The following is an 11728-nucleotide window of genomic DNA, read 5'->3' as shown; positions in this document are numbered from 1 at the left end:
AAAAAAGTCCAACCGGGCATTTTCGCCAGTCGGACTTTTTTGAGTATGCGTTTATACGATGACCTGGTCAGGTAGCCTAGCGGGTATTGATGTCGTCGGGCAGGTCGTTATCCGACTCGTCGAAGAGGGTGTCATCGTCTTTGGTTTTCTCATCGGCATCGTCGGCCTGCGGATCGCCCTTCAGGTTGAGGTCAGTTCGGTGCCGCAGCTTCTTATCGTCGACGGTCCGGTTCAGAAACTGGTTGATACGATCAATATCGAAGCTCGTCGTGATTTCACCGAACGAGTTGATCTGAATGTCGAACCCTTCCAGTTCTTTATGAACGCGGGGTTTTTCGTTTTCGTCGGGGTTGGGTTTTTTCTTAGCCATAGCCGGGTGATGCGTTGCCAATTTGTATACAACTGAAAAAAGGGGGTGAGGGTTAGTTTCCGCTCACCCCCGTGAGGCAATCTACCGCGCCAGCGTTTGCAGAGCCTGCTTCAGCCGACTAACGGTTTCGTCTTTTCCGATGATTTCCATCGTCAGCATCAGGTCCGGCCCGGCGCCTGAACCGGTCAGGGCTACGCGCATGGCCTGCATAATTTTCCCCTGCTTGATACCCGCCTGGGTCATGGTGTCGGCCAGCAGATGCTTGATGTCGTCGGCCACAAACGGGCCCGCATACGTCAGCAGCGCGTCGTAGAAGGCCGTAGCGGCCCGGATGGCATCGTCGTTCCATTTGGCAGCCACGATGGCTTCGTCGTAGGTAGCAGGCGCATTGAAGATCGTGGCGGCTTCACCGTAGATTTCGTGGGCGAAGTTGACACGGCCTTTCAGCAGGGCCACAATCTTCTCGGCTTTTTCGGGCGGACAGTCGTATCCGGCGGCTTCGGCCTGCTGCTGAACGGCGGGGGCCAGCTCGGCGTCGGGGCGGAGCCGGATATACTGGTGGTTGAACCATTGCGCTTTCTGGATATCGAAGCGCGCACCGGCTTTGTGGACCTGGGCAAGATCGAAGCTGGCAATCAGCTCATCCATCGTGAACAGCTCCTGCTCGGTACCGGGGTTCCAGCCCAGCAGGGCCAGAAAGTTGATAGTCGCTTCGGGCAGGTAGCCATCTTCCCGGAACCCACGTGCCACCTGTCCCGTAACGGGGTCGGTCCATTGCAGCGGGAAAATCGGGAAGCCACCCAGGTCGGCGTCGCGCTTGCTGAGTTTTCCGTTGCCCTCGGGCTTGAGCAGCAGCGGCAGGTGAGCAAACTGCGGCATGGTATCTTCCCAGCCCAGGTACCGGTACAGCAGCACGTGCAGCGGAGCCGACGGCAGCCACTCTTCGCCCCGGATCACGTGGGTGATGCCCATCAGGTGATCATCGACGATGTTGGCCAGGTGGTAGGTAGGCAGACCATCTGACTTCAGCAGCACCTTATCATCGATAGCCGACGAGTGGACATTGACCCAGCCCCGGATCAGGTCGTTGAGCCGCACTTCTTCCTTGCGGGGGGTCTTGAGCCGGATCACGTGCGGCTCGCCAGCGTCGATGCGGGCGCGAACCTCGTCGGCCTTCAGAGTAAGCGAGTTACGCATCTGCATCCGCGTAATGGCGTTGTACTGGGCCGCGGGTGCGTTGGCGGCTTCGAGCCGCTGGCGCATGGCATCCAGCTCGTCGGCCGTGTCGAAGGCATAGTAGGCTTTGCCCTCGTCGACCAGCCGCCGGGCCTCCTGCTGGTATAGGTCGCGCCGTTCTGACTGGCGGTAGGGCGCGTGTGGCCCGCCAACGCCCTGGCCTTCGTCGATCTGGATACCTGCCCAGGCCAGGGCATCGAGAATGTATTGTTCCGCACCCGGCACGAACCGATTCTGGTCGGTATCTTCAATGCGGAGCAGCATCTGGCCCCCCATCTTGCGGGCAAATAAATAATTATAGAGTGCGGTACGCACCCCACCAATGTGCAGCGGGCCAGTAGGGCTGGGTGCAAACCGTACGCGAACAGGTTTTGACATGATATATAGTGGGGAGGAAGACATAACAGCCAGACAACCGGAACCAGCCGCAAGGCCAGCCTGATTCGGCTCGTTGGATATATCCTCTAGTTAGTCAACAGCAATGACAGAGATTTCGACGTTTACATCTTTGGGCAGGCGGGCCACTTCAACGGTTTCGCGGGCGGGGTGGTAGGGCGAATCGGCATCACCGGCGAAAAACTCGCCGTACACCTCGTTGATGGCTGCGAAGTTGTTCATGTCTTTTACGAAGATGCTCGTTTTGACGATGTTACTGTACGAGAGCCCGGCCGCCTGCAGAATAGTCCCGATGTTCTCCATTACCTTCCGGGTTTCGGCCCGGATGTCGCCCAGCGGAGCCAGCTCAATGGCTACCTGGCCTGATACATACAGGGTTCCGCCCCCGGCTGCCGGCTTCACGAGAATCGCCTGGCTATAGGGCCCGATGGGTGCCGGGGCCTTATCGGTATAAACAATTTGCTTGGTCATACTTGTTAGTAGATGGTTAACAGTCGATTGCGGCTCGTCAGGTAAGGCAGAACTGTCAGCACGGGCTACCGACGATCGTGCGGGCGCGCCAGCATCGACTATTTTTGCAAAGTTACGACCGCCAGGGCGGTCCGACAAACCACCGTATGGCTGACCGACATCTTATCATCTTCGTAAAAAACCCGATTCCGGGTACGGTTAAAACGCGAATTGCCCGCACCGTTGGCAACGAACGGGCGGTGCAGGTATACCGGCATCTGCTGCAGCATACCCAGCAGATTACGCGGCTGCTGCCCTGGCCGCGGGTGGTATACTACGGCGACTTTATCAACAGCAACGACGGCTGGAACGGCTACCAGAAACGACTACAGGCCGGTAACGACCTTGGCGAACGCATGCTGGCCGCTTTTCGGGAGCAGTTTGCCGAAGGCGCCAGGCAGGTAGTCATCATCGGCAGCGACTGCCTGGCCATTACCGCCGACCATCTCCGGCAGGCCTTCTCGGCTCTCGACGAAGCCGATGTGGTGATCGGGCCCGCTACCGATGGGGGATATTATCTACTGGGTATGAATGCATTGCATTCGTTTCTGTTCGAAAAGATGCCCTGGAGCCAGCCCGAACTCCGGCAGCTTACCGAACTGGCCCTGCAGCAAAACAACCTGACGTTCGAGCGGTTAGAAGAACTAACCGACATCGATGAGTGGTCGGATTACGAACGGGTATCCAGTACATAGCATGACAACGTGGAAAGACTTTTTAGTGAATGCATCTGCCGATGCCGAGCTGCACTTCGATCGGTTGAAGAATCGCCTGTTCGGACGGCTCGACGCCAGTAAACCCTACAAAATCGTGTATTACCGGGGCTTCGGGAGTCCGTCGGCCGTGTACCTGAAAGGCCGCGTACTGCGCGAACGCGACCTGTCTACCCAGTCCGATAATGACACGTTCTGGGAGAATCTGGTCGCTACCTATCAGCGGTTCGAGAGCGACGAGGTACCGGGCGTAACCGTCCGCGTAGAAGCATTCGGGCAGGCCTACACCACCCAGACCGACGAAGAAGGCTATTTTGAGGTGACGGTCAACCCACCCGACGATCTGCTGATGGCCTACCCGGGCCGGGTCTGGTTTCCGGTGCGGTACGCGCTCGATGACATTGTGCAGCCTGATACCCGGGAGCCGGTCGTAAAAGAAGGGCATCTGATGGTGTCGCCCCCGTTCAGTCAGTTTGGGGTCATCTCCGACATTGACGATACGGTGCTGGTTACGGGCGCCACGAGTATTCTGCAAACGGCACGGCTTACGTTTCTGGGCAATGCCTACACCCGGCTTCCGTTTGCCGGAGTGGCCGCGTTTTACCGGGCGCTGCAGAGCGGCCCCGTCACGACCCTGTTCAACCCGATCTATTATGTATCGAGCAGCCCCTGGAATCTCTACGATCTGCTGATCGATTTTTTCCGGATACAGGGCATTCCGAAAGGGCCTATTCTGCTGCGTGACCTGGGCCTCGATCCTAAGCTGCTGGCCTCGTCGAGCCACCATACCCATAAGCTGGCCATGATCCGGAAAGTACTGGACGTGAACCCCCAGCTGACGTTTGTGCTCATTGGCGACAGTGGTCAGCAGGACCCCGAAATTTATACCCAGGTCGTTCGCGACAATCCGGGCCGCATCCGGGCCATCTACATCCGCGACGTTACGCCCGAAACCCGCGACGCTTCCGTGCGCGAGCTGATCCGTACTGCCGAGACGCACCAGGTGCCGATGCTGCTCGTGTCGGATACCGTGGCGGCTGCCGAACATGCGGCCTCGCTGGGGCTGATCGACCCCGATACGATCCCCGAAATCAGGGCCGACCGCCGGGCCGATGCGGAGGGATAAGAATAGTAAGTAAGTAGCGTTAAGTATATAAGACGGGTTGATTATCTTTATTGCTTCGTTTACGCTTAACGCTACTTACTTCTCGTGCAAAGACGCGCAGCTCTTCAACAACTGGCCGTAACGGTCGGCGGATTTATCAGCCTGCCAGCCTGGGCAAACGGCTGGAATGCCAATACGATTGGGTCCTCTTCCGGTCTATTATCGGCTCCGCAGGATGAGCTACTGGCCATCGTTGTGGATACCATCATTCCCGAAACCGATACGCCGGGCGCCAAAGCCCTGGGCGTTCATTCGTTCCTGCAGAAAGTAGTAGCTGACTGCTACGAGCCCAAAGCCGCCGAGACGCTGAAACAGGGTCTGGCCGCTACGGAGGCTATGGCCCGGCAGACCTACAGCCGTTCGTTCGGCGAGTGTGATACGCCCCAACGGATCGACGTGCTGAAACGCCTGAATCAGTCGGCGGAGCAAACCCAGACCGATTTCTACAAACTGGTAAAGGCGCTGACCATCCGGGGATATACCAGCTCGGAGTACGTCATGACCAACTTGACCAAGTACGAAATGGTGCCGGGCCGTTACCACGGTTGTGTGCCGGTGCCTGCCAAAGCAATTCCCCAAACCAAATAAAAGTCTTGTCGACGTATGTCTTATTTGAATATTGATGCGCAGGCAGCCAATACCTACGATGCCATTGTGGTTGGTTCGGGAATCAGTGGCGGCTGGGCGGCTAAAGAATTGACGGGTAAAGGACTTCGGACCCTAGTACTGGAACGCGGCCGCGATGTGCAGCACGTGACGGATTACCCGACTACGATGATGAACCCCTGGGAGTTTGAGCACCGGGGCCAGCTGCCGCGCGAGATCAAAGAACAGAACCCGATTATCAGCAAGTGCTACGCCTTTTACGAAGGGTCGACCCACTTTTTTGTCAAAGATGCCGAACACCCGTACGTGCAGGAGAAACCCTTCGACTGGATTCGGGGCTATCAGGTGGGCGGCAAGTCGCTGATGTGGGCGCGGCAAACCCAGCGCTGGAGCGATTTCGATTTTCAGGGACCCGCCCGCGACGGGTTCGCCGTTGACTGGCCGATCCGCTACGCCGATCTGGCTCCGTGGTACACCTACGTAGAAAAGTTTGCCGGTATTACGGGTAACAAAGACGGACTGCCGCAACTGCCCGATGGCGAGTTTCTGCCCCCGCACGAGTGGAACTGCGTAGAAAAGCACTTCAGCGAGCAAATGGCGAAGCGCTACCAGAACAGCCGGCCCGTGATCATGGGCCGGGCGGCTCATATCACCCAGCCCAAGCCGATTCACCTGCAACAGGGCCGGGCGCAGTGTCAGCACCGGACCATCTGCGAGCGTGGCTGTCCGTTTGGCGGCTATTTCAGCAGTAACTCCAGCACCCTGCCCTGGGCCGCCAAAACCGGCAAAATGACCCTCCGGCCCCATTCGGTCGTTCACTCGATCATCTACGACGAGAAGAAAGGTAAAGCAACCGGGGTTCGTGTTATCGACGCCAACACGAAGCAGATGACCGAGTTTTATGCCCGCGTTATCTTCATAAACGCAGCCGCGCTGAATACCAACCTCATCCTGCTGAACTCGACCTCTGCCCGCTTCCCGAACGGGCTGGGCAACGACAGTGGCGTGCTGGGTAAATACGTAGCGTTTCATAACTACCGGGCCGGCGTATCGGGTGAATACGATGGCTTCCTGGAGTCGACTACCGACGGGCGCCGTCCGAACAGTCCCTATATCCCGCGTTTCCGCAACGTCATGAAGCAGGAAACCGACTTCCTGCGTGGCTACGCGGCTGGCTTCTCGGCTGGCCGAATCTCGCGTACCAACCAGGACGGGCTCGGTGCCGACCTGAAGTCAGGCCTGCTGAACCCAACGCTGGGCGGCTGGTACGTAGGTTCCCACATGATGGGCGAAACTATCCCGAAAGAAAGCAACTACGTAGCCCTCGACTCCGCGCAGAAAGACCCGTTCGGTATTCCGCAGCTGAAAATATCGGTGGCTTACGACGATAACGACGAGAAAATGGTGAAGGATTACCTGGAGCAGATGACCGAGATGTTTACGGCCGCCGGCTTCACCAACATCCGCACCCGCGATGACAAACGAAATCCCGGTCTGGACATTCACGAGATGGGCGGTGCCCGAATGGGAAAAGACCCGAAAACATCGATCCTGAACAAGTGGAACCAGATGCACGCGGTCAAAAACGTATTCGTGACCGACGGGGCCAGCATGACCTCTACCTCTACGCAGAACCCGTCGCTGACCTACATGGCTATGTCGGCTCGCTCGGTAGACTATGCCGTGAAAGAAATGAAGCGGCAGACTTTGTAGGTATGGTATTTACCGTGAATCATGAATAAACTTCCGGTCAAATAGTTGACAGTCATAACTCACGTTATTTACCCAAAAGCCCTGACACGATGGTATGGTGTCGGGGCTTTCGGTATGTTAGGGCCGCTACGGGCTGCTCATACGCCAGCTACCATAGCCTTCATCTTCTGAAAAGCGATTTTGGCGACGGTATCGGCGGGTTGGGCATAGTAGGTTTTATTGAACACCTCCAGCGACAGCACGATAGGCCGGGTCGGGTCCTTGATCACGCGCAGGGTGTCGCGGATGGGTGCTACGCCATCGCCGGGGAAAACGCGGTCGGCGTCGGTGATGGCTTCGCGGCTGAGGTTGGCCGGGTAATCGTTGACGTGGAAGACTTCGATAACCGGTTTCCCGACGAATGGCAGACCGGCCGGAGCCGATCCGCCTTTGTAGAGGTGGTAAATGTCGAGCAGCACCCGCGCCGACGGATGGCCGCTTTCCAGGGCCACGTACATGACTTCGCTGAGTTTGTTCAGGTTTCGGGAGAATCCCCAGAGCTCCAGCTGCGGCACTACGCCGGTCTGGTCGCCCAGGTCGAGGATGGCCCGGTAGCGTTCGGCAGCCCGGCGCAGATCGACCAGTGGGGCGTCGGGGGCCTGTACACCAATGGAGGGCGCAGCGGTGCGTTTACACCCGATCTGAGCCAGCAGCTCCATTTCGCGCTTGAGCTGGTCGAGGCCCTTGGCGCGGGCACTGGCGTCGTCAACGAGCCAGGGCGCGAAGCCAATCGTATTCTCAACGGTTATGCCGAGGTCGCCCAGGAGTTTCCGGGCGTCGGCGGGGGAGTGGCTTTTGAGGTAGTCCTGGTAGGTGTCCATCCAGATCTCCACCGATCGGAAGCCAGCTTTTGAGGCCGTTTCCAGTTCTTTCACAAACCCCAGCTTATGGCCCCGGATGGTACTCATGTTCAGACAGAGCGTAAACGGGGCCGCCGGGGCCGGGCTGGCCGGTGAAGCATCCGCGTTGCGGGTCAGTTCAGGCGCTGACCGGACCGGTTTGGGAAGAAGAGAGGCACCTGCCGAAGCGGCCAGGGCAGTAATCGTTTGACGACGGTTCAGAGACATGATGAGTGAGTCGGTTGTTTCAGGGGTTGGCCGGGTCTGCCAGCGCAATCGACCGGAAAGCCACGCGCCAAACCCTGAAACAAAGCTACAGAAGCGGTTCTTTTACTTCTGTGTCGAACACCCCCGTCAGAACCTGCCCGTTGCGTTTGACCTGCACCCAGATGCGGTAATGCCCGGCCCGCGGAAAGGCGTACGGAAACTCGACCATGTTATTGACGGCCATTTTGTGGTCCATAGCTGGCATACCGGCCATGAGCAGCTTATTTTTCTCGGCATCGGGAAGCGTATTGAGCCGGGCCACGTAGCGGTCGATGCTGTCGCGGAACTGGTTGGCGTCGGGGTAGCGGAACGTGCGGGCGGTATCGGCCAGGCGACCCACAAACGAGCCCTCGGCGGCCATGGAGTAGGTGCCGACCGGGTGCAGGTGGATGTAGACCGTACCGTCGGAGCGCAGAATGGCTGCGTGCCCGCTCATGCCCAGATACGGCTCCAGGGCTACGGCCTTACCCTGGGCGTCGGCTACGGCAAACTTCAGGGTGTAGAGCTTACCGGCGTCCAGCACCGACTGCGGCTTATCCATCCAGATCATCGACGAGCCATCGGTCAGCTTCATACTGGCGCCGGGCTTGCCACACACCACCATGTTGTTATCGAGGTGCGGTACTCCCTCGGCCCCGGCCTTGATACCCATCGGGTTTGCCACGAGCCAGCTATCGTCCGGATCAGACGGTGCCGGGGCCGAAGCGGTTGGTGCCGATCCGGCAATATCGATGGTATCTGTCAGGGTTTCGGTGAAGCCCGATCGGAACACAATGTCGGAATAGAGCAGATACCGCCCGGCCGGGAGCGCGGGTATGCTGGCTTCGTAGGTCAGCGAGTCGCGCCGGCTGGGATGGAGGTGGGCAAAGGCGTCGAGCCCCGGCATCCGGACCAGAAAGGTGTGCATCAGCTTGCCATGGTCGGGCAGTACGTAACTCAGCAGCCGTTTTTTCTGCCAGTTCTGGCCAAAGCCGGTCGTGTCGATGCGGATCGATAACCGTTGGGTACCGTTGGCGGGGGCAACGCTGGTCAGAATGGACGTTGGCCGGTAAAGCTGCTGGTCCTTGTAGACCTCGACTTCGCTGGTCCACCAGCTTCGCCAGCCGGTCAGCAGCAGGGCCAGTACCAAAGCGCCAGCGCCCATACCCACCAGTCTACGGCGGCCCAGCCCGGCCGAAGCCGCCTGGTCCGGTTTCGTAATGCCGTCGGCATTGCTGGCGCCTATGATGGTAATCATCATCACGACCAGCAGCAGCCCCATCAGCGCCAGACCAATACCGGTGCCTTCGGGCATGTCGCGCACGGCGGTGGCTACCGACATTACGGGTACGACAACGGTCTGTTTGCCGTCGGGACCGTTCAGCTCCAGTTCAACGCTCGACGACCCCGAGTCCATCAGCCACAGATCACCTTCATACCGGCCGTTTTCGACCCGGGTCAGGATATCGTGCGTGGGCGCGCCTTCATCTCCCGAGCGGAAATAGACGGGGCGGGCGCCGATCTGCGCTACGCGGCCCTGCTCCACATAAACGGTAACCTTAGCCGTTCCGGGCACGACATCGGGCGGCTGAACGCTGACCAGGAGCCGGTACGCACCGACCTGTTTCTGAACAATAACCCCCGAGCTGCCCACGTGGGCCGATGCCGCCGGGGCCAGTATAAGCGCGTGCAGGAGCACCAGTAACCCGGTTAGCAGGCCTGGTAACGCCCTGTTTTTTGATGTACTCATTCGTTGTTTCATCCGTACAGAATACGCCTTTAGCTTATCGAACCACTTTTTTCATCCAGTTACCCCACAGCAGGCCAATCCGGGCCGAGAGAATCGCATAGAGTAGCGCTTTGCCAAAACCCAGCGCAAACTCGGCCGCCGACTGCTTGTACCAGGGGCCGAACGCAAACCGGTATTGCCAGTCCGCCGGGTTGTCGTACGACCAGGAGTAAGACAGGAAGAAGCCATTACGGGCCAGGGGCGATGTCAGCAGAAACTCGCCGAAAGGCCACTGCACGAGCAGGACGACAACCAGCAACGTAACGCCGTAGATGACCGACAACAGCCAGTCGTTGGGCTTCCGAGCACCGTCGGTCCGCTCGAACCGGCGCATGAGCCAGTCGACGGCCAGGGCGGGTATGACCAGCAGCATCGGAAAGTGAAACGGCTGATAATGGGTAATGGGGTTCAGGACCGGACCCAGCCGGGGCGTAGCCGGGAAGTTCTGAATCACCCAGCTCGGCACCACCAGCGCCAGCATATAGATACCGGCAATGGTGGTAAGCGGCCAGCGCAACATCGACGCCCGCCCCACGGCCAGTAGGTAAAATGGCAGCACAATGGCCGCTGTGGCGTAATAAACCGAGTTATGCGACTCCTGCATGCCCATCGATTCGGACGCCAGCGTGAACAGCATGGCCAGCAACAGCCCGGCACTGATCGCGAACAGCCACTTCAGCCGCGTAGCCCGGCTGTCGGTCGGTAAACTAGCTGCTGGAGCCGAACTGGTTGTCCGGTACTGGTTCTGCAAGGTCAGCACGCCAACCATGGCGCCGAACTGTACGGTCATGATGCCAATGGCCAGAATCGTATGCGGAGGGGTCAGAATCTGGACATCGAGGCCGTAGGTGTTGTGCCACCAGTCGTCGAAGGGTGCCGACGTCAGCATAGCCAGCGCCCCCCATACGCAGAACATCGCCCCGAGTGGCGCGTAGAAAACACCCCAGAACCGCACCGACTTAATCCGGTCCGGATGGTTGCGGGTCAGCGTCAGGTTCAGAATCTGATAGGCCGAAAACAAACCGGACACCACGGCACCGACGTAGATAACCACGTGGGGTGGCGCAAACAGTCCGTCGCGGCCAATGCTGATGTGCCACATGATGTCCCAGAGCAGCCCTACTACGACGCAGAGCGATGAAAAGACGACCGCGTATACATACACCGGAATGGAATTGCCCGTACGGCTCACGGGCCAGACGGCCGACCGGGTACCCAGCAGCGGTTGATTGGAAGAAGGAATAGCCGATTGCATTAGCTTTAGTATAGTTTGACCAGTAGATGCTGAAAATTACGAAAACGTTGCCTGAAGCAATGCGCTTCCCGGATGAAATGACAGGATAAGTGGCTGAATGGTAGACTTGTGAAGGTAAACCGCAGGCTTTCGAGGGAATGGGACAATAGATGTGCGGATTTACTACGTTATTCGTAGAGAAATCAGTCAATACCCGCCACCATGTGTTTACTCTTAAAATCAGGTCGTTTGTTTATCGCTTTACTGCTGACCAGCGGGTTGCTCAGTGCCTGTGTCCCCGATTTTCTGTCATCGGAGCCAGACTGGGTCACCATTGAGCGGGGCGACCATGAACCGATGCCCAAGCGTAAAGTCGGCATCGTCATTGCGCCCGGCGAGCTGACGGCTACGGTTACTTTCGATAGTTCCTGCATCTACGACATTGGCGCGGTCGACTCTCAGGACTGGAACAAGGTCATCGGCATGGGATTCGTTGGCTCCAAAAATCAGGATGTAACGACGGGTGTGCCGCCCCACCAGGTCGATGGCATACGGGTTGGCTGGCGCTGGAATCCGCAGCGGGGTCGTATCGACCTGGGCGCCTACGCCTATGTCGACGGGAAGCGCACCGACTTCAAAGTGGCCGAAACGGGTATCAATGTGCCCACCCGGATGACGATCAAAATCGACTACGACCGGAAGGTGTACCAGGTGCTGGGCGGACAAACCATTCCGTTTACGCACAACAAAACTTTCGGCTACAAAACCGGCCTGTATTTCGGTGGTAGTTTCCCCGCCCCCCACAAGATCCGCGTCAAGATCGAAGATTGATATAGTCGTAGGTGGTGCCCTGGGCAGTATTTTCCCCCACC

At 58.4% G+C, this 11728-nt stretch carries 11 protein-coding genes; 5 read left to right on the top strand and 6 right to left on the bottom strand.

Annotation, left to right across the window (positions count from 1 at the left end; all coding sequences use genetic code 11):
* Positions 1 to 76: 76 nt before the first annotated feature.
* From EQG79_RS25375 to EQG79_RS25365, 3 genes are all read right to left on the bottom strand, one after another.
* A complete protein-coding gene (locus EQG79_RS25375) occupies positions 77 to 370 on the bottom strand; it encodes a hypothetical protein (protein WP_077923656.1) in 294 nt (97 codons plus the stop codon).
* A gap of 81 nt (positions 371 to 451) precedes the next feature.
* Positions 452 to 1984 (bottom strand): glutamate--tRNA ligase, encoded by a 1533-nt coding sequence (gltX, locus tag EQG79_RS25370; protein WP_170315668.1) that lies wholly within the window; start codon positions 1982 to 1984, stop codon positions 452 to 454.
* 90 nt (positions 1985 to 2074) lie between these two features.
* Positions 2075 to 2473, bottom strand: a complete 399-nt coding sequence (locus tag EQG79_RS25365; protein WP_129605386.1) for a Rid family detoxifying hydrolase — start codon at positions 2471 to 2473, stop codon at positions 2075 to 2077.
* 146 nt (positions 2474 to 2619) lie between these two features.
* Here EQG79_RS25365 and EQG79_RS25360 point away from each other — a divergent pair, with 146 nt between their 5' ends.
* The 4 genes from EQG79_RS25360 to EQG79_RS25345 all read left to right on the top strand — a co-directional run bounded on the left by EQG79_RS25360 (position 2620) and on the right by EQG79_RS25345 (position 6709).
* The gene (locus EQG79_RS25360) at positions 2620 to 3207 is read left to right on the top strand and encodes a TIGR04282 family arsenosugar biosynthesis glycosyltransferase (RefSeq protein ID WP_129605382.1); all 588 of its coding nucleotides are present in this window, start codon (positions 2620 to 2622) and stop codon (positions 3205 to 3207) included.
* A 1-nt stretch (position 3208) separates the two neighbouring features.
* Positions 3209 to 4351 carry an App1 family protein gene (locus EQG79_RS25355; protein ID WP_129605378.1) on the top strand — a complete coding sequence of 381 codons (1143 nt, stop codon included), beginning with the start codon at positions 3209 to 3211 and terminating at the stop codon, positions 4349 to 4351.
* Between the two features lie 84 nt (positions 4352 to 4435).
* Positions 4436 to 4978, top strand: coding sequence for a gluconate 2-dehydrogenase subunit 3 family protein (locus EQG79_RS25350; protein WP_240699448.1), 543 nt, complete (start codon positions 4436 to 4438; stop codon positions 4976 to 4978).
* Positions 4979 to 4993: 15 nt separating this feature from the next.
* Entirely contained in the window at positions 4994 to 6709 is a 1716-nt protein-coding gene (locus tag EQG79_RS25345; RefSeq protein ID WP_129605375.1) for a GMC oxidoreductase, read from the top strand.
* A 137-nt stretch (positions 6710 to 6846) separates the two neighbouring features.
* Here the strand turns inward: EQG79_RS25345 and EQG79_RS25340 are convergent, their stop codons facing one another.
* The 3 genes from EQG79_RS25340 to EQG79_RS25330 form a co-directional block, all read right to left on the bottom strand.
* Positions 6847 to 7815 (bottom strand): sugar phosphate isomerase/epimerase family protein, encoded by a 969-nt coding sequence (locus tag EQG79_RS25340; protein WP_129605372.1) that lies wholly within the window; start codon positions 7813 to 7815, stop codon positions 6847 to 6849.
* 85 nt (positions 7816 to 7900) lie between these two features.
* On the bottom strand, positions 7901 to 9583 hold the full coding sequence (locus EQG79_RS25335; protein ID WP_129605369.1) for a hypothetical protein: 1683 nt from the start codon (positions 9581 to 9583) through the stop codon (positions 7901 to 7903).
* Positions 9584 to 9617: 34 nt separating this feature from the next.
* Positions 9618 to 10877, bottom strand: coding sequence for a hypothetical protein (locus EQG79_RS25330; RefSeq protein WP_394343324.1), 1260 nt, complete (start codon positions 10875 to 10877; stop codon positions 9618 to 9620).
* 201 nt (positions 10878 to 11078) lie between these two features.
* On the opposite strand from EQG79_RS25330, the gene EQG79_RS25325 reads away from it, so the two are divergent.
* Positions 11079 to 11687, top strand: coding sequence for a hypothetical protein (locus EQG79_RS25325; RefSeq protein ID WP_129605365.1), 609 nt, complete (start codon positions 11079 to 11081; stop codon positions 11685 to 11687).
* Positions 11688 to 11728: the final 41 nt, after the last annotated feature.

Source organism: Spirosoma sordidisoli (assembly GCF_004138325.1).
Classification (GTDB): Bacteria; Bacteroidota; Bacteroidia; order Cytophagales; family Spirosomataceae; genus Spirosoma; species Spirosoma sordidisoli.
Note: the sequence above shows the minus strand (reverse complement) of the source record. Positions and strands in the feature narration are given on the sequence as shown.